Below are 17,854 nucleotides of genomic sequence, written 5' to 3' on the forward strand. Positions count from 1 at the left end.
GCTAAATCCCGCTAGCCTCCCCCGCCCCCGATCATGGGGGCATGACTACACACAGCCTTCACACCAAGCCCCGCGTCGCCGCCTGCGCTCTCCGAGTGCAAGTCACCGACAACAAGACGCGCCTGATGCCTGCTGGCACCTTTCACGCACCGCGTGGGGCTGCTGAAGGCACCGGCCCCTGGCACCTGTCTGCCGAAGCCGCGCAAGCCATCATCCGCTTGGCCGCTGCGCGCAGCACCGACATCGCCATCGATTACGAGCACCAGATCCTCTACTCCGAAAAGAACGGCCAGCCCGCGCCTGCGTCTGGCTGGGTCGACCCGCGCTCGCTTGAGTATCGGGAAGATGGCCTGTACGGCACGGTGACTTGGACGGCCAAGGCGCGTGCTGCTATCGAAGAAGGCCCCAATGGCGAGCCACCCGAATACCGCTACCTCTCCCCCGTATTCCCCTACGACGCCAACGGCGTGCCGCTCGATCTGCTGCACCTGGCGTTGACCAACACCCCCGCCATTGATGAGGGCGCGGCGCAGCTGGCCGCCGCTCGGATGGCGATTACCCACGACGTCAATGTTGACGCCCAGGAGATCGACACCGTGAAACGTGAACAACTGATTGCCACGCTCGGCCTGGCCACCGATGCCACCGACGAACAGATCGACACCGCCATCGCCGCACTGAAAGCCGCCAAGGCAGATGCCGACGCCTTCCGCACCGCGTTAGGTGCCAAAGACGACGCAAAGCCAGCGGAAGCCGTGGCGGCGCTCAAGGCCTCCAGTGCAACAGCCCCTGCGGACATGAGCCAGTACGTGCCGGTTGAGGTGTACCAGGAAGCCACTCAGCAACTGGCCGCGCTCAAGTCAGGCAGTGAGACCGCCGAGCTGGACGCCTTGATCAAGGAAGGTTTGGAAGATGGCCGCATCCCCGGCCAGAAAACGGCGGACTGGCTACGTAAGAGCGGCCTAGCCGCCTGCAAAGCTCATCTGGCCGAAGCACCCAGCATCGCCGCACTAAAAACCACCCAGACCCAAGGCAAGCCCCCGGAGGGCAAAGACACCAAAGGCGACGGCAAGCTCAACGAGACCGAGCTGGCGGTGTGCAAGGCGATGGGCCTAACGCCCGAGCAGTACCGCGCCGCTAACCCAGCGTAACGGCTGGCCACACTCCACACGCAAGAGGATCACACCGTGACCGCTGCAACCCAAAACCGAAACACCCCGCACCGCTTAGGGCTGTCTCGTGGCCATCTGGTCGCGGCGGCAACCGAGTGCTTCGCGGGCACCATCGCCGTCATCAATGCCACTGGCTTTACCGAGCCAGGCACCACCGCCACCGGCCTGACCGCTGCCGGTGTGTTCGAGCACTACCAAGACAACACCAGCGGCGGCGATGGCGACCAGGTCGTGGAAGTGAAACGCGGAAACTTCCGCCTGGATAACTCTGCCGGTGCCGACGAGATTACCGCCGCCGACATCGGCCAGGTTTGCTACATCGTCGATAACCAGACCGTCGCCAAAACCGACGGCACCGCGACTCGCTCCCCCGCTGGCATTGTCGACGACGTCGACGACGCAGGCGTGTGGGTCAACATCGACCCGACTAACGGCGTGGCTGCTCTCGCCGCTATCGCGTAAGGACTGCCTACATGAATCTTACCCAAGCCAATTTGAAGGTGCTGTTCCAGGCCTACAACACGGCCTTCCAGCAGGGCTTTAGCTCGATAGGCGAACAGGCGGCGCTGTACCAGCTGTTCTGTACCACCGTGCCCAGCACCACTGCCGTGGAAGTGTACCCGTTCCTCAAGAGCCTGCCGCGCATGCGCGAATGGTTGGGTGATCGCGTCATCCACTCGCTCGAAGGTGCCGCCTTCTCGATCAAGAATCGCCCCTTCGAGCTAACGGAAGGCGTTTCACGTGATGCTGTGGAAGACGACACCTACGGCCTTTGGTCGCCGGTCTTCCAGGAGTTTGGTCGAAGCTCCCGCGAGCACCCCAACGAACTCGCCGTAGAAGTGCTGGAAGGCAACCCCGAGTGCTACGACGGCCAGCCGCTGTTCGATACCGACCACCCTGTGCTGGATAAGTCGGGCAAAGAGATCTCCGTCAGTAACGACATGGGCGGCACGGGCGACGCCTGGTACGTGATGGACAACACCCGCGTGATTAAAGCGGTCATGTTCCAGAAGCGCCGTGATTACAACTTCCGCTCCATTACCGATCTCAACGACGCGCAAATATTCATGACCGATAAGTTTTTGTTCGGTGTGGATGCCCGCGTGAATGCAGGTGCCGGTCTTTGGCAGCTCGCCGTGCGTTCTCGCAAGCCGTTTACCGCCGAGAACTACGAAGAAGCCCGCCAAGCACTGACGACGCTGAAAGGCGACTACGAACGCCCGCTGGCGCTGCGCCACTCGCACACCATGGTGCCCAACTCCATGGAAGGGGCTGCCCGTGCCGTGCTTCAAAGCCAGCTGGGCGCTGGCGGTGAGACCAACAAATGGGCCAACACCTCAACGCTGGTGTTGAACCCCTGGTTAACCAGCGCTTAACGGCACGTTAAACCGCAATTCGCAGTGCCTGCTGATCCAGGCACTGCGCAACGGAGAGCACCCCTATGACCACACGTAAGCAAAGCGCCGCTGCCAAGGCCAAGCAAGACAAAGCCGCAGCAGCCGCGACCGAGGCCCAGCCCCAAGAACAGGCCGAGCCGGTGCCGGAGGCGGCAGCAGACGCCGTAGCGCCCAGCGATGAGCAGGAAGCTCAGGCGAGCGAAGATGCGGCAGCCACGGAGGAAGCGGCGCAGACCGAAGCGACCCAGCCCACCGAGGCCCAGGGCAACACCGTCACAGGTGATGGCACCGGCAAAGCGCTACCGCCCATCGAAGAAATGCCAGGCGTGTTCGTGCGCACCAAGCGCCGCATCAAAAGCCGCCGCCGCGCTGGCTTCCGCTTCAACCGCGAAGGCATGGGTATCGCGCTAGAACTGCTCAGCGAAGAACAGCTCCAGCAGCTCCGCGATGACCCGGCCCTGGAAGTGGAAGACTGCACCTTCCCGCTGGCTGAAGCGACCAGCGAGCCGGAGGCCTAACCGATGCCGTACTGCACGAAAGCGGATCTCATCGAGCGCTTTGGCGAAGACGAGCTGCTCTCACTGGCTCACGATCAGGATGGCACGATGGATGACGCCGTGATTGATCGCGCCTGCGACGACGCCAGCGGCGAGATCGATGGCTACGTCAGCGCGGCAGGCTACCGCGTGCCGCTGTCGCCCGTGCCGCGCATCGTCACCGCCTACGCCTGCGACATCGCCCGTTACCGGCTCTACGACGAACACGCGACCGACCAGGTGCAGAAGCGCTACGACGACGCCGTGAAGTTCCTACGCAGCGTGTCACGCGGTGAAGTGAAGCTGGGCATCTCGACCGGCCCCGCCAGCAGCAGCGCAGGCAGCGTGCAAATGAACCCAGGCCGCCAAGTGTTCAACGGCGGCGGTTTTTAACCCGCCGCGCTAACGTCCTGGCGCGCCGGGATACCGTCCATCCCTGGACATAAGGAGCCACCATGAGTGCCAAACAGACCACCAAAGCAGCGCCTACCGAGCAAAGCGCTGAGAAGCCGATACCACGCAAAGACGTACAGGTGCGAGTAAAGACCAAAGCCACCGGGGCCAAGCGCACCAACAGCGGGGTGATCTTCACCAACGAATGGAAGTACCTGACGTTGGACGACAAAGGCAGCGCCTACAAGTCGATCAGCGACGACCCCGCGCTGGTTGTAGAGCTAGCCGCTCCGCCTGCCAAGCCAGCAGCAACTGACGAACCAGGCAAAGAGGCCAAGTAATGCTCTCGCTCATCCCGTGGCTCGACCGTTTAAACGCCCTGGAAGGGCTGCCCAGCGTGAAGCTGGCCGCCGATGTTGAAGCGGCCAAGAACAAGGTGGGCCTGCCCAACATGATGCTGGTGCTAGGGCGCGAGACAGTGAGCCACGGGCCAATGAGCAACCAGGCACGCCACCGGGTGAAAACCGAAGTGCTCCTGGTCACGGGTATTAAACGCACGAACGCGCCGCTTGGCCCAGTGGCGACATCAGGTGACGACGAACTGGCTAGGCTGCGGCAGCCCGCGCTGAACGGCTTGATCAACTGGCTGCCAGCCGGTTGCGACATCCCCGTGAAATGGCATCGCGGCCAACTGCTGGCGCTGGAAAGCCACGCCCTGTTTTGGGCTGACGTGTTTACCACCGAATACTTTTGGCCACTTGAGGAGACTTCACCGTGAGCCTGAAAACGAACCGCCGGGCGATGCGATTCGCTCTGGAATCCGAATACAACGATGGCACCACAACGCCCGAAGCAGCAACAGATGCCATCCTGATGCGCGAGATTACCGTCACGCCGTTATCGGGCAGCAATATCGAGCGCAACTTTGTGCGGCCGTACTACGGCAACTCACCGCAGGCCCCCGGCGAAAAGCATGTGGAAGCGGTCGTTGAGGTGGAATGGAACACCAGCGGAGAGCTGGGCACGCCACCGCCCTGGGGCAAGCTGCTGCGCGCCTGTGGCTGGAGCGAAGTGATTGAGGTCGGCGAGCGCGTGATCTATTCGCCCGTCTCAGAAGACGAAGACTCCGGCGTTTTCTTCTGCAACGTTGATGGCAACCTGCATAAGGGGCGCGGGGCGCGAGGCACTCCTGCCTTCACTGTCAACGCTGAAAACATGCCGGTGATCCGGTTCACCTTCCGTGCATTGATCAGCCCCGTGACAGCTGAACAGTTGCCTAACGTCACGCTTAGCCAGTGGCGTGCGGCGTTGGCCGTTAACACGCTCAACACTGAGCCGCTGGCGTTCATGGGGGCAACCGTACCGTTTAACCAGTTCTCACTGGATATGTCGGGTCAGGTCATCCACAAAAAAATCGTTGGCTCCAACGACATTGAGATCACTGGTCGCTCACCTTCCGGTCAGTTGAGTATCGAAGATCCGGGTGTTGGTACGGTGAATTACTTCGAGATGTCGCAAAACGCCGCCACCGGCCCACTGAAGCTCGTGCACGGTAAAACACCTGAAGAACGCATCGAGATCAGCATGCAAAAGGTCGGCATCGAATCACCGACCTACGCCGATCAAGACGGTATCCAGATGCTGAGCATCAACTATATGCCCGAGCCCACCGAAGGCAACGATGAAGTAGTGATCGTCGTGGGTAACCCGATTCCAGAAGTCCCTTAAGCCTCGGCTAACCAGCAGTTAACCAGCGTTTCAAACGCGATTAACCCCAGGAGAAATACCCGTGTTCAAACTCAACACCAACCGCTCATACACCTACCCCGTCTCGCTGACCATTTACGACGAAGCAGGCAAAGAGCAGACCGGGAAATTCACGGCCAAGTTCAAAGCACTGCCGCAGGACAAGTTGCGTGAAATGCCCGCCGACTCGCTGCTGCTGGATCATGTACTGATTGGTGTGAGCGAACTGGAGGTACCAGGTGAAGATGGCCAGCCGCTACAGGGTGAAGCACTGCTGCACGCCGTGAAAAACGACCCCGCCGCGAGCACCGCACTGGTCACGGCTTACCAAGAGAGCGTCTCAAAAAAGAACCGTCCGCGAATCTGATCGACGCAGGCAAGCACTGGGCAGAAGCCAGTAACGGCAAGCCCAACTTGGTCAAGGACGACCTCGCCGCCTTGGGCATCACCCTAGGCGGCGAGCTAGCCGAGGAGGCAGAGGCAGAGGAAGCCGAGCCTGAGCTGTTCGAAGTGCTGCCAGAGAACTGGCAAGCCGTCGAAACCTTCATTCGCTGCTCTCGCCAATGGCTTTTTAGAGGTATGGAAGGACGCCGCGAAGGGCTGGATGTGCAAGCGGTGATCAGCGTTATCAGCCTCTACCAGCTTCCCCCAGAGCAACAACTTGAGCGGCTGGATCAAGTGCAAATCATCGAACTCGGCGCACTCAGCGTTATGAACAAACCCCGCAACTAAACGTTAGAAGGACACACCGTGGCAAACAATCTAACGCTTAGCGTCACCCTCACTGGCGATGGCCGCCAGCTCACCGGCACCTTGCGCAATGCGCAGGGTGAAGTGCGTGAGTTTGGCGGTACCACCGAGCGTGAGGGTGGGCGCGCTGAGCGCTCGCTGCGTGACTTTGGTGGTACGGCGCAAACAGAAAGCACCAAAGCCGCTAACGCCTTGCGGGCAACCGGCGGTGAAGTCACCACCGTTTCTAACCACTTGGCAGGTATGCAACGCATGGCTACAGCAGCGCTGACAACGCTGGTGGGCTTTGTGGGTATTCGTGGCATTAGCAATGAGTGGTCGGAGATTCGCCGAGAGTCAGAGCTACTTGAGCGAAACCTGTTTCGTCAGCAGCAGTTGATTGAAACGACCGGGCGATCAGCGGAGCGTACAGCACAGCAGATGCTGGAGCAGTCTCGCGCATTAGCGCTCTCAACACTGCAAAGCACCGAAGGCGTCATGCAGGCGCAGCAGACGCTGATGACGTTTCGAAATATCCGGGGTGAAGTATTCGACCAAGCGATCGAAGGTGCGCTGGACTTGTCAGCAGCCATGGGCACTGACCTGAACAGCACCATACTGCAGGTCGCCAAAGCATTGGAAGATCCCGTGACAGGCATGACCGCACTAACGCGATCCGGCACGGTGTTTACCGCTGCGCAACGCGATATGGTTCGGGAAATGGTGGAAACCAACCGCGTGGCAGAAGCCCAGGGATTCATCCTGAGCGAACTCGCCGCCCAATACGGTGGTGTTGCGCAAGCGGAAGCGCAAGGCTTAGCGGGTGCCCAAGACACCTTGAGCCAGGCAATGCAAGAAGCCCGGCTTGAGATAGGCGATTACCTCAGCGTCGGAGAGCGCCTTTCCAGCTTCTACAACACCACTGCCAACAACATTTTCAGATTCAATGATGCCTTGGCCTCCGGCGACCTGGATGGGCACATCCGCCTTATGACCACCACCGCTACCATCGTCGGCACGGCGGCGGGTGCGTATGCCACCTATCGATCCGTATTGGTCGCCGCCACGGTGGCGCAGTGGGCGTTTAATACTGCGGTGCGTGCCAACCCGCTGGGCATCGCCATTACGCTGCTAGGCGCTGCGACAGGTGCCATGCTGGCCTATCGAGAAGAATTAGGTCTGATCGACGATACGGCCCAAAACACCAAACGGGCGCTTGAAGAGTATGCTCAAGCGATAGGCAGCGGTAACGTCGCGGCGTTAAATGCCAACTATGACACGCTAGTGAACGCTCTGGAGGCGGTGTCACTACAAGCCCAGGAAGCGATGGCACAGTTGACAGAGTTAACGGCTCGACAGCGGTTCTACGAAAACTCGCATCAAGGCATCTCTGAAAGTATTACCGAAGCAATCGGCGAGCAAGAACAAGCGCTCGCTAGCCTATGGGCTGAGCAAGTTCGAATTCAAACAGCTCAGCGGAAAAACCGCGAGGAGGCGGATGCTCTCCAGAACGCTACCAGGCAAACCACCCACGAGTTCAAAACGCTCGACCAGTGGCTGTTTGAAACGATCAAGACAACAGAGCAAAGTTCTTCGGCCAATGCCGCCAACTCTGAATCTATGCGCCAACAAGCGGATGCGGCCGCCGCATTCTCAGCCCGCCTTGAGCAACTGCGCAACCGCCTACGCCCAGGCCGGGCCGAGGTCGTGCAACTGGCGCAAGACCAGAACACCCTCAACCTCGCCTTCGCCATGGGCCGCATTGGCGTCGCTGACTACCTCCAGATGATCGGCGCGCTGCAAACCGCGTACATCGACACCCAAAACGACGCCAGCGACCTGGCCACCAGCACCACCAACGCCCTCTACACCATGGAAGGCGCGATGGAAGAACTGCGCGTTAATGGTCTACGGCGCTTAGACGATGGCTTTGCCGACCTTTGGCTAGGTGCCGTAGATGGGAGTCGCAGCGCTACTGACACGATCAAGCGCGTCTGGGATCAAACCCTCGCCGAGCTGCTGCACATGACCATTACCCGGCCTATCACGGTGCAGTTGGCGGCCAGCATGGGTTTTGGGGGTGGTGCCGGTGGCCAGCCTGGCGGCGGCTTTGGCATCAGCCCCGGCAGCGTGGGCAATATGTGGAATGCCCTTCAGGGCGGCCTGGGCGGCATCCAATGGGGTGGCGTGCCCACGGCCTACTCAAGCGGCTGGGCAGGCAGCGCCACGGCAGGCATGGGGGCCAGTGGCGGCACCAGTTTCATGGGTGGCAGCCTGCGCAACTTCAGCGGCATGCAGGGCTTGGCGGGCCTGGGCGCAGGCTTGGCGGGTAGCTGGCTCGGTGGCCAGCTGTTTGGCCAGGGTAAGCACTCCAGCACGCTGGGCACCATCGGCGGCGCGGTGGGCACCTATTTTGGCGGCCCGTTGGGCGCGCTCGCTGGCTCCACCCTGGGCTCTGCCTTGGGCGGGATCTTCGGCGGCTCCTGGGAAACCAAAGACGCCGGGCTGAATCTCGGTGTCTCCGCTGGCGACATCACCGGTAATCAATTCGAGAACCAGCGCAAGAGCGGCGGTTGGTTCTCCAGCTCCAAATCACGCACCCGTACGAGCGCTCTCAATGGCGAACTGGAGGCAATGCTGCAAGACGCCTACGCAGCGCAAGAAGCATCGCTAGCCGTCACCCTCGAAACCCTAGGGCAGCAATCCAGCGCTTTGAACGCGTTCAGCAGCGGCCTCACCCGTATCAGCACCAAAGGGCTGGATGAAGCGGAGGTAGAGCAAGCGGTTCAAGAGTGGCTGCAAAACGTGGTGAACAGCGCCGCGCAATCGGTCACAGACCCTAGTCAGTACGCCCGCGCTGGCGAGACCACCGTAGACACGCTCAGCCGCCTAGCGACCGCGCTCAACGGCATCAACCCGATCCTAGAGCAGCTGCACGAGAATAGCCTGGCCGCATCACTGGCTGGTGGCGATGCAGCCAGCCACCTCGCTGAGCTTGCAGGCGGCATCGATGCGTTCAGCGCCCGCGCCGACTTCTACTATCAGAACGTACTCACCGAAGCCGAGCGCCAAGAGCGCGCTATGAACGCCGCTGCACAGTCTATGGGTGCCTTTACAGCCCGCACCGGGCGCGTGATCGAATCCACCGACGCCCTGCGTGAGCTGGTAGACGGCATCGATCTCACCACCGCTTCCGGGCGTGAGCTGTACAACCAGGCGATGAACCTAGCACCGGCGCTTGTCGAAATCGAGCGAGGCCTAGAGCGTGTTGGCCAACAGTTCGAGCAGATGCTCGCCGACGCCAGCGCGGTTGTTGCTGACACTGAAGCGCAAGTGCGCCAAGCCTGGCAAACTTTCGACCGCCAGTCCTTCAGCCAGCAGATCGAGCTGCTGAACCTGATGGGCGATGCCGAAGGCGCTCTAGCACTTGAGCGCGAGCGCGAACTAGCAACGATCGACGAAGCCCTACGCCCCACCCAGGAGCGCATTTGGGCGATTCAGGATGAGATCGCGGTTCAGCAGAACGCGACCCAGGCAGCGCGCAACTATCAAAACGAAGTGGCGCGTGTACGCGACCAGTTAAACCAGCAGCTCGGCAATATCGGCAACTGGCTAGACCAGCAGCAGGCCACCAGCGGCACGCCAGAGATGAACCTGGCCACCGCCCAAGAGCAGCTCGCCCGCCAGCTCGTGCTCGCTGAAAACGGCGACCGTACGGCGCTCCAGAACATCACCCAGTACGCCCAGCAGGTGCTGGATGCCAACAAGGCATATAACGCCAGCAGCGCCGCTGGCCAGCGCATACAGCAAGATGTTTACGACGCTATCCGGGCACTGCCGGAATCGATCAGTGCTGAGCAGTTTTTGGCCGATGAGATTAAAACGGCCCTACGTGAGCAAACTCAAGGCATTAGCACCCAGCTGAGCGATGTATTGCGAGGCGATAACCCGAGCAATATAGCGGGAAATTTAGCCGGGTATTTCACTACCCTGGCAGGTGGTATTGATGGCGTACTGACCCGCGAGCAGCTCGCGATCGTCATGAACGGCAAAGCCAGTGATGCCCAATTAACGGCCATTCTGCGTGCGGTGGATCTCAACGGCGACGGCGTCATGTCAGGTCTGGAGAGCGTCATCATCCAGTCGCTACCGAGCGACACCGTGCTCGGCACGGTTCTACGCAACAAGATGAATGAGCTTGATAAAAACCAGCTCACTTCTGCACAAGTACGCTCAGCGCTCTCTCCGATCGCCACTGACGACGAAATTAAGCGGCTCATCCGTGAAATCGACGTGAACGGCGATGGCATCATCAGCCGTCAAGAGCTGGGCAACGCTCGCCTGTCAGGTTTAGCGGGCGGCATCGGTGCAACGCTGAAACCGATGTTCGACGCTATCGACCTCGATACCTCCGGCCTAATCGACTGGAACGAGTTTTACGGCGCGTTCAATGGCCTCGCTAGCGACCAAGAGCTGCGGCGCATCTTCCAAAAGCTAGATGCCGACGGCAGCGGCACGATCAGCCGACTCGAAGCACTCAACCGCTCCAACGAAGGCACAGAAGCAAACACCGACTCACTGGAAAAACAGGCCCGCGACCAGTTGCGTGAGCTGAATGGGCTAGTGAGCGAAATGGCACGCTCAACCGATCAGATGGTGGGCTTCAACAGCGGCATCGATAGCCTCACCGACTCTATCAACGCCCTGGGCGTTGCGAATGCAGAGCGCGCCCGGATTGAGCGCGAGCGGGCAGCGGCAGAGCAGGCCGAGCGTGACCGTATTTCAAAGGAACGCCAAGCGTCATCGATAAGGGCTGATGCAGCTGCCACACAGTCGAAAATTGATGAGTTTTACTCGTTAGCAGCCGCCACTGGCCAAAACGCAAATGGCAACGTGGACAGGTACCGCAGCTACAACTGGATAGATGGTGATCAAGGTAATTTCCTAAGCCAGATACAAGGCTGGACATACCAAAGCCAGCAGGCCGCGTGGACGGCTCGACGCTTAGAACTAGCAGACGGCAGAGAGAACGAACTGGAGCGCATGCGCCAGGAATACCGCTCTTTAACCGGTGAGCTGGCACCATTCGCAAACGGCGGATGGACAGGCCCCGGCGGCAAGTGGGACCCGGCAGGTATTGTGCATGCTGAAGAGTTCGTCGTACGTAGCGAAGTCGTTAAGCAGCCAGGCGTTCGCGGCATGCTCGAAGCGCTTAACAGTGGGCAGGCGGTAGGCTCAACAACAACACCGCGTGCAGCTCCACTCCCCAACTACCCACTACTGGGCAACAGCGACATCGTGGAAACCCTGCGCGACCTCAAACGCGAAGTCGCCGAGCTACGCCGCGATAACGCCCGCTTGCAGGGTGAAAGCAACAAGCACCTGGCTGCCGCTAACAACCAGCGCGGAGCCGCCGCAACTCAGCAGATCGCCGCCACTGAGCGCGGCAACCGGATGCTGAAAAAGATGGAAGACGACAAGCGGCTGGAGGCAGCGAAACGATGACGTGGACACTCACAATTCAAGCCCGCGACGAAGAGAACCAGCCACAAACGCTGCGCTTTAGCTTAGGCCGCTACCTAGATGAGGCAGACAACTTCTATGACCCTCGCATCCAACAGCCTGGGCTATACGAGGCAGGCCTCTACGCTGGCCAACTGCTGCAACAGAGCCGCAGCGGTTACGGTGAAACGACGCTGATCAACACTGATGGCGGCTTGGACTACCTCGCAGACTACGCCGTGGACGGTCGCGAGATGGTGCTAGCACTTGATGGCGAGCCTCAAGTGGTCGGCACAGTCGCACGCTTGGCGTTTTCAGATGACGAAGTATCGGTGGTGCTGCGCGACCCCCTGGAGCCGCTACGCTCGCCGCACCCCATGGAAACCTATGCCGGTGATAACGTACTGCCCAATGGACTGGAAGGCACCCAAGACGACATCGCAGGCGAACCCAAGCCGTTGGTGTTCGGTGAAGTACGCAACGCCCAGCCGGTGCAGGTCAACACGGCCAAGCTCATCTACCAAGTGTCATCGCTGCCCGACTGCACAATTCGAGCGGTTTACGACAAAGGCGTGGCGCTCAATAACGGCGGCGCGTATAGCAGCCTGGCGCAGCTGCAAAGCACCGCTCCTGTTGAAGGCACCTTTCGCGCCTACCAGGGCTATGTGCGCCTAGGCGATAACGCCACGGGCACGCTCACCGTCGATGCCGCCCAAGCCGACCCACGTGCCGGTGCCGTTGCCCAGGCGTTGGCGGCAGAACGCGGCTACACCTTACATGCAAGCGATGTGACCGCGCTTAACGCCTACGGCGCGGTGCGCTTCTATATCACCACCCAAACCAACACGTTAGACCTGCTAGATCGTATCGCCGATAGCATCGGCGGCTACCTCACCGCACAGGCTGACCAAGTGCTGCGCTTAGGCACCTGGGAAGAACCAGAGCCAACTGAGGCTGCGATTCGTGACTACGCCATTCAAACCGTCAGCCGCAGCGCCACCGGCGCAGGCCCAGGTGGCTTGCCGGTGTGGCGCGTGAACATCGACTGCGACCGCATCGAAACCGTGCAGCCGGACCTTGAGAGTAACGTTTCTGAGTCCCGCCGCGCCCGCTTGGCGCGACAGACTCGCCGCGTGGTGGCCACCGATGAAACCGTGATTGAACGCCATCCATTAGCCGGTGAACTCACGATTAACAGCGTGCTTGCCAGCTACGCGCAGAGCCAGGCAGTCGCTAACCGCGTGCTTGCCCTATTGGGCGTCCGCCGCGACACGGTCACGGTCGAAGCGAATGAGGCGCTACTGCCCACCGTGGGCGGCAACCTAACGCTGATCACCCCACGCCAAGGCTACGGCGTGGGCCGAGCGATGCGTGTGACAGGCTACCGGCTCAACGCGCAAACCGACGAAATCACTTTGAACCTGTGGGGCTAACCATGGCACTTGATTCCAAGAAAATAGCGCTGTGCTGGCCTAACTACATCGACACGTCTGTGGTCAGCGGTGGTCAGTGGTTAAGCACGCTGCCTCTGGAGCATGTGAAGGACAACCGCACGTCGGTGGTCTCAAAATCGGCATCGCTCGACCCGGCCCATACCCAGTTCTCTATCACGACCGACCGGCGACGCCCGCTGTACGTGTTGGCCATCCTCGCCCACAACCTCAGTGCAGCCGCCACGGTACGAGCGCGTGTCTACCGCGACCCTGAACAAACCGACCAGATCTACGACAGCGGTTGGCAAAACGTTTGGCCGGTGGTGTACGGCCTGGATGATGTGGTGTGGGGCAACGACAACTTTTGGAACCGGCGGCTGACGGAAGAAGACCGTAGCGCATACACCCCGCTTATGACGGTGTTTTTCGCTGACCGTCTGCTGGGCAGCAGCGTGCATGTGGAGCTGCTCGATACCGGCAACCTGGATGGTGCAATCACGTTAGGGCGCGTGATGCTCGCTGACGTCTGGCAGCCTCGCTACAACCTCGATTACGGCGTTCAGCACGGCTACGACAGCGGTACCCAGATCACCCGTGCAGGTGATGCAGCGCGGACTGGCTACGCCCGCCGCGTCACGCCGAAGCGTACCGTCAATTTTCAACTCTCGAACCTCACAGAAGACGAGGCATTCCTGCGCTTGCACCGGTTGCAGCGCACGCAAGATATCGTCGGCGAGATCCTCTACCTCTGGTCACCGAGGCCATCCCCTACCAACTTTGCGCGGGCCATGATTGCCCAGCAAACCGAGCTGAATGGCATCACGCACCCCTATTACGCGAACTATGAGAACGCCATGTCACTCCTGGAGATCCTGTAATGAACAGCGTCACGTTCCCCGAAGCGCTGGGCGGCAACGGCCAGACCTACACCGACGACGCCGACCCCAACACAGGCCTGGACGGCCTGGGTTATACAGTCCGCTTTATACCGTGCCTTCAACAAGCCGTAATCATGGGCCTATCGGCACAAAGCAACGCCCAAGCTTGCGCTGACTATGTGCAGCAGTGCCAAACACTACGCGAAGAAGTGGGTAATGATCGGCTCGCCGTGGCGGCTGACCGCCAACACGTCGACCAGCAGCGTCAAGCGGTCGACACAGCAGCAGCCTCCGCCGCGCAAAGCGCCGCCAGCGTCAACGCCGACAATATTGTTCATAAGCCAGGCAGTGGATTGCCGAATGCTGCAGGCGCGGCTTATAACCGTGAAGTAGAAGGTGGTGATGGGCCACTAATGGCTAAAGGTTTTGGGGGCCTTGGTGGTCAGGGTTACCAATTATCGGATTTTAATGCAGCTCCCTCTGCGAACCAGTTTTATTACGGTGCTGGTGCATCTGGTAGTAATGATTTATTGGGGGCTAAGTATTGGCCTGGGGTCGATTTGTACCGACTCAGTTCAGGGCATTCTATTCGGTTAATGTTTTCTAATTTGGGTGCATTTATTCGGGGGTGGGTTGCTGAAGATTTATCATTCGATTTTAGAATTTTCCACGATAAAAACGTCATTGGTACCGTGTCCCAGTCCGGAGGTGTACCCACTGGAGCAATTATAGAGCGTGGCTCAAACGCGAACGGAGAGTATGTGAAGTTTGCTGATGGGAGCCTTTTCTTCTCAAGTGTGAAAGATGTAAACGTTGCTGACTCAGGTGTGCAGTTCTTTACACCGCCGGTTGTATATATCCCTGGCTCTGCACCAGCAATAACAGTGGCGCATGTTTCTACTAGCTCGCCTAATCCAGCACTGTATTTTGAAAATATAAGAGCACTATTTTTAGACCCTACAGCGGGATACGCTTTACGATTAAAAACCGCAGGTGTCTCTTCAGCGCCGGGTACTAACAGCGAGCGCTTAATATTCTCAGGCTGGCTAAAATGGTACTAAAGGAGAGCAACATGAAGCTAACACTCAATCTATCCCCCATTCGTAGTGACGAAGAAACCACCGCAAACCTCGCTGGAACTGTGCTTAACATCAACGGCACTGACTATGACCTATCAGAACTTCCCGACGGCGCGACTGCCAAGCATCACGCGCTAGGCACTGTGAAGAGAAACGGTGAAGAGTACGAATGCACGATCCATTTGGGACACGGCCCCAATGCCCCTAACGAAACGCGTTTCCCTTCACCGCTGGTGCTGGAAAACCACAGCGGTCCGATTGAATTACCTCCGTATGACATAGTGCCTGAGCCAGAAGATGAGGTGTCAGAATGAGCTGGTTAAATGATGCACACGTCACAACTGCCGAGATGCGCCAAGAAGAGCGTAAAATGGCATTAACAGCAGCACTGGAAGAGTTAAGGAAAAAGGCGGAAGCGGCTGGAGTAGTGGTCAACGGCATCCGCTACAGCGGAGACCCCAGCAACCGCGCCGCTCTACTAGAGGTCGTCCAGTTCGCCCGAGAAGGCCAGCAAGCCACATTCGCAGCGTGGAAAGATAGCGACGGCCAGTTCCACGCTAATCACCCCCTATCAGACGTTGAGCAAGCGCTTCAGGCCATCGCGCAACGCCGTGGCGCACTGATCGCGCTGGAGGGTCAGTATCAGGCCCAGGTAGTGGCGGGAGAGATTGAGAGCATTGAGGGGCTTAGCTGGGAGGTGTAGAAGCTCATCCATGAGCTAGATCCCCGTACTGAGGGGCAATACTTAGGCACTAAACCATGCCACTGGATGCTACCTATCAACACCCGATCATCCCCAGAAGGGGCCAAATTTTAAAAGAGGAGTGGCCACATAAGGTGCTGTAACACCCGAGGTGGCCACCAACAAGCAGATCAAGCCTGCAAGTCGGCCTAGACTCCCCTGCCTCGCGAGGCACAAGCAGTCTAAGCCAAACGTTAGAACGTTAGAAGGCTTGACATGGTGTTAATCGAAATCCGTTGTAAGCAGTGCAATCGCAAGCTGGCCAACGTCAGCGACTATCAGTTCATTGAAATAAAGTGCCCGCGCTGCAGGCACTTAAACCAGCAGAGAGCCACGAGCTCCAAACCACCAAAGGAGATGCCTCGTGGCTACCCCAATCATTCCCTGGATGGGCGGCAAGCGCCGCCTCGCTGATCGTATTTTCCCGCTGATGCCGCCGCATCAGTGCTATGTCGAACCATTCGCAGGAGGGGCCGCGTTGTTCTTCCTACGCCCCTCGCCCGCAGACGTTGAGGTACTAAACGACGTCAACGGCGATCTGGTGAACCTATATCGTGTGGTTCAGAACCATTTAGAAGAGTTCGTCAGGCAGTTTAAGTGGGCGCTCTCCAGCCGTCAGGTGTTCGAGTGGCTGAAAATGACACGCCCGGAAACGCTCACGGACATCCAGAGAGCCGCCCGCTTCTACTACTTACAGCAGAACGCCTTTGGTGCCCGCATCGAAGGCCAGACGTTTGGCACCGCCACCACCACCCCGCCAGGGCTAAACCTGCTGCGCCTGGAGGAGTCGCTGTCCACTGCACACTTACGTTTGGCCAGCACGTTCATCGAACACCTAAGCTGGCAAGACTGCATCGAGCGATACGATCGCCCACACACGCTGTTCTATATGGACCCGCCCTACTGGCAGACAGAAGGATATGGGGTACCCTTTGGCATAGAGCAGTATGAGGAAATGGCGAGCATGCTGGCCAAGCTCAAAGGCAAGGCCATCATCAGCCTCAACGACCACTCAGACATCCGTCGGATCTTCTCGGACTACCACATCGAAACCACCGACATCCGCTACACCGTCGGGGGTGGGAAAGGGTCAGATGCCAAGGAGGTGGTGATCTTAAGTTGGGATGTTGAGGCTGAACCGGCGGGACTATTTTAAAGGGGCGATAATGTGACTCTTCTAGTAGCAATTCACATGGGAAAGGTAGGCCTGATTGCTGCCGATAAAGCAGAGGTATGCATCGACTCGGCTGGGGATATGCACCCAGTCCATCAGCAAGCAGATAAAATAGTTCACACGCCTTTCGGCGTCGTAACGGGATGCGGATTGGTTGAGCTGCTTACCCCAGTCAAGGAGCACCTACAGACGGCAAAGATATGTTATATGGATCAAGTCCTTTCAGCTATACATGATGCTAGAAATAGCTTTTTGCGATCCCACCCAGAGTCGAGTGTATCTGCCAGAGCGTTACAGACAACAGGCTGGCTTGCCAGTTACTCATCTCCAGCCCCTGAAGGCCCTGGGACTGTTTTAAAAATGGCTGCTTACCACCCATCCTTGAACCAAGAAAATCTGGTTGGCCTTGAATCATATCGAGCAAAATGCTTCCCCCCAAGCGACTTCACCTTTGATGAAGCAGTTGAATTAGACGCCTTGTTGAACGAAAAAATGCAATTGCCTGGGGACAATGTAGATATAAGTGAAGCACTAGCTCAAAACATGAGGTTGATAGTTGAGACTATGCAACAGGTAGCCAGAACCAGCTTATCAGTTTCTAGCGTCTGCGATATTGCGGTTGTCTGGCCAGGCGGGCAAAAGATTTTGAATGAGGTTGACGAGAACAACTTGATATCGAAGTGGTCAGAACTCTTTGGTTAAAAGCTGTGCCAAATTGGGTGCAAAATTACGAATTATGCTAAGTGCTGGGCGGTGCCAACTGCGCCGCTAAGTAGTGCCAAAGCTGGCGCTCGCTTACACCAGGCCACTGCCGCAACCTCATGAACGATGCCTTTACCGACATGGGCATGGCGCACGCGGAAGATAGTGACTCGCGATTTACGCACTACTGGGTGCAAACACTAGGCGCGCCGCGCTAGTCGTTAGAAATGAAGAAGACATGGGGGCGTTTGGCGTCCCTGGCAGGAGTCGAACCTGCGACCTGCCGCTTAGGAGGCGGCTGCTCTATCCTACTGAGCTACAGGGACTTACGGGGCGCATAGTATAGCGGTTTGATCCGCCCCGGCCAACCG

The 17,854-nt window shown here is 58.8% G+C and carries 18 protein-coding genes, 1 tRNA gene and 1 pseudogene; 19 read left to right on the forward strand and 1 reads right to left on the reverse strand.

Going from position 1 to position 17,854, the window contains the following annotated elements; all coding sequences use genetic code 11:
* The first annotated feature begins 41 nt into the window (after window positions 1-41).
* The 19 genes and pseudogenes from FRH_RS17770 to FRH_RS17860 form a co-directional block, all read left to right on the forward strand.
* On the forward strand, window positions 42-1,151 hold the full coding sequence (locus FRH_RS17770; RefSeq protein ID WP_281997388.1) for a phage protease: 1,110 nt from the start codon (window positions 42-44) through the stop codon (window positions 1,149-1,151).
* 36 nt (window positions 1,152-1,187) lie between these two features.
* Complete coding sequence (locus FRH_RS17775) at window positions 1,188-1,634, forward strand: hypothetical protein (protein ID WP_281997389.1); 447 nt, start codon at window positions 1,188-1,190, stop codon at window positions 1,632-1,634.
* 11 nt (window positions 1,635-1,645) lie between these two features.
* Window positions 1,646-2,548 (forward strand): Mu-like prophage major head subunit gpT family protein, encoded by a 903-nt coding sequence (locus FRH_RS17780; protein WP_281997390.1) that lies wholly within the window; start codon window positions 1,646-1,648, stop codon window positions 2,546-2,548.
* A gap of 65 nt (window positions 2,549-2,613) precedes the next feature.
* Entirely contained in the window at window positions 2,614-3,087 is a 474-nt protein-coding gene (locus FRH_RS17785; protein WP_281997392.1) for a hypothetical protein, read from the forward strand.
* A gap of 3 nt (window positions 3,088-3,090) precedes the next feature.
* Window positions 3,091-3,498 (forward strand): DUF1320 domain-containing protein, encoded by a 408-nt coding sequence (locus tag FRH_RS17790; protein WP_281997393.1) that lies wholly within the window; start codon window positions 3,091-3,093, stop codon window positions 3,496-3,498.
* Window positions 3,499-3,560: 62 nt separating this feature from the next.
* On the forward strand, window positions 3,561-3,839 hold the full coding sequence (locus FRH_RS17795; protein WP_281997394.1) for a hypothetical protein: 279 nt from the start codon (window positions 3,561-3,563) through the stop codon (window positions 3,837-3,839).
* Complete coding sequence (locus FRH_RS17800) at window positions 3,839-4,276, forward strand: hypothetical protein (protein ID WP_281997395.1); 438 nt, start codon at window positions 3,839-3,841, stop codon at window positions 4,274-4,276. Before FRH_RS17795 ends, FRH_RS17800 begins: the two co-directional genes overlap by 1 nt.
* Window positions 4,273-5,226, forward strand: coding sequence for a phage tail tube protein (locus FRH_RS17805; protein ID WP_281997396.1), 954 nt, complete (start codon window positions 4,273-4,275; stop codon window positions 5,224-5,226). The genes FRH_RS17800 and FRH_RS17805 overlap by 4 nt, the downstream gene beginning before the upstream one ends.
* Before the next feature lie 61 nt (window positions 5,227-5,287).
* Window positions 5,288-5,611, forward strand: coding sequence for a hypothetical protein (locus FRH_RS17810; protein WP_281997397.1), 324 nt, complete (start codon window positions 5,288-5,290; stop codon window positions 5,609-5,611).
* Between the two features lie 47 nt (window positions 5,612-5,658).
* The gene (locus FRH_RS17815) at window positions 5,659-5,976 is read left to right on the forward strand and encodes a DUF1799 domain-containing protein (RefSeq protein ID WP_281997398.1); all 318 of its coding nucleotides are present in this window, start codon (window positions 5,659-5,661) and stop codon (window positions 5,974-5,976) included.
* Between the two features lie 18 nt (window positions 5,977-5,994).
* A complete protein-coding gene (locus FRH_RS17820) occupies window positions 5,995-11,478 on the forward strand; it encodes an EF-hand domain-containing protein (RefSeq protein WP_281997399.1) in 5,484 nt (1,827 codons plus the stop codon).
* The gene (locus FRH_RS17825) at window positions 11,475-12,908 is read left to right on the forward strand and encodes a hypothetical protein (protein WP_281997400.1); all 1,434 of its coding nucleotides are present in this window, start codon (window positions 11,475-11,477) and stop codon (window positions 12,906-12,908) included. Before FRH_RS17820 ends, FRH_RS17825 begins: the two co-directional genes overlap by 4 nt.
* Window positions 12,909-12,910: 2 nt before the next feature.
* Window positions 12,911-13,786 (forward strand): hypothetical protein, encoded by an 876-nt coding sequence (locus FRH_RS17830; protein ID WP_281997401.1) that lies wholly within the window; start codon window positions 12,911-12,913, stop codon window positions 13,784-13,786.
* Window positions 13,786-14,847 (forward strand): hypothetical protein, encoded by a 1,062-nt coding sequence (locus FRH_RS17835; RefSeq protein WP_281997402.1) that lies wholly within the window; start codon window positions 13,786-13,788, stop codon window positions 14,845-14,847. Before FRH_RS17830 ends, FRH_RS17835 begins: the two co-directional genes overlap by 1 nt.
* Before the next feature lie 11 nt (window positions 14,848-14,858).
* Entirely contained in the window at window positions 14,859-15,179 is a 321-nt protein-coding gene (locus FRH_RS17840) for a hypothetical protein (RefSeq protein WP_281997403.1), read from the forward strand.
* Window positions 15,176-15,568 (forward strand): DUF4376 domain-containing protein, encoded by a 393-nt coding sequence (locus FRH_RS17845; protein WP_281997404.1) that lies wholly within the window; start codon window positions 15,176-15,178, stop codon window positions 15,566-15,568. Before FRH_RS17840 ends, FRH_RS17845 begins: the two co-directional genes overlap by 4 nt.
* Before the next feature lie 403 nt (window positions 15,569-15,971).
* On the forward strand, window positions 15,972-16,763 hold the full coding sequence (locus FRH_RS17850) for a DNA adenine methylase (protein WP_281997405.1): 792 nt from the start codon (window positions 15,972-15,974) through the stop codon (window positions 16,761-16,763).
* Window positions 16,764-16,775: 12 nt separating this feature from the next.
* Entirely contained in the window at window positions 16,776-17,483 is a 708-nt protein-coding gene (locus FRH_RS17855; RefSeq protein ID WP_281997406.1) for a hypothetical protein, read from the forward strand.
* A 92-nt stretch (window positions 17,484-17,575) separates the two neighbouring features.
* A pseudogene (locus FRH_RS17860) lies at window positions 17,576-17,701 on the forward strand (CAP domain-containing protein); the annotation flags it as partial.
* Window positions 17,702-17,732: 31 nt separating this feature from the next.
* Here the strand turns inward: FRH_RS17860 and FRH_RS17865 are convergent.
* Window positions 17,733-17,809, reverse strand: a tRNA-Arg gene (locus tag FRH_RS17865).
* Between the last annotated feature and the right edge of the window lie 45 nt (window positions 17,810-17,854).

It is taken from the genome of Halomonas sp. A020, assembly GCF_027943625.1.
Classification (GTDB): domain Bacteria; phylum Pseudomonadota; class Gammaproteobacteria; order Pseudomonadales; family Halomonadaceae; genus Vreelandella; species Vreelandella piezotolerans.

Bases quoted from the DNA above. Each gene is read 5' to 3' on its own strand.
- FRH_RS17790 (WP_281997393.1), top strand. From the start codon at position 3,091: ATGCCGTACTGCACGAAAGCGGATCTCATCGAGCGCTTTGGCGAAGAC.
- FRH_RS17835 (WP_281997402.1), top strand. From the start codon at position 13,786: ATGAACAGCGTCACGTTCCCCGAAGCGCTGGGCGGCAACGGCCAGACC.
- FRH_RS17830 (WP_281997401.1), top strand. From the start codon at position 12,911: ATGGCACTTGATTCCAAGAAAATAGCGCTGTGCTGGCCTAACTACATC.
- FRH_RS17825 (WP_281997400.1), top strand. From the start codon at position 11,475: ATGACGTGGACACTCACAATTCAAGCCCGCGACGAAGAGAACCAGCCA.
- FRH_RS17800 (WP_281997395.1), top strand. From the start codon at position 3,839: ATGCTCTCGCTCATCCCGTGGCTCGACCGTTTAAACGCCCTGGAAGGG.
- FRH_RS17795 (WP_281997394.1), top strand. From the start codon at position 3,561: ATGAGTGCCAAACAGACCACCAAAGCAGCGCCTACCGAGCAAAGCGCT.
- FRH_RS17780 (WP_281997390.1), top strand. From the start codon at position 1,646: ATGAATCTTACCCAAGCCAATTTGAAGGTGCTGTTCCAGGCCTACAAC.
- FRH_RS17845 (WP_281997404.1), top strand. From the start codon at position 15,176: ATGAGCTGGTTAAATGATGCACACGTCACAACTGCCGAGATGCGCCAA.
- FRH_RS17840 (WP_281997403.1), top strand. From the start codon at position 14,859: ATGAAGCTAACACTCAATCTATCCCCCATTCGTAGTGACGAAGAAACC.
- FRH_RS17770 (WP_281997388.1), top strand. From the start codon at position 42: ATGACTACACACAGCCTTCACACCAAGCCCCGCGTCGCCGCCTGCGCT.
- FRH_RS17785 (WP_281997392.1), top strand. From the start codon at position 2,614: ATGACCACACGTAAGCAAAGCGCCGCTGCCAAGGCCAAGCAAGACAAA.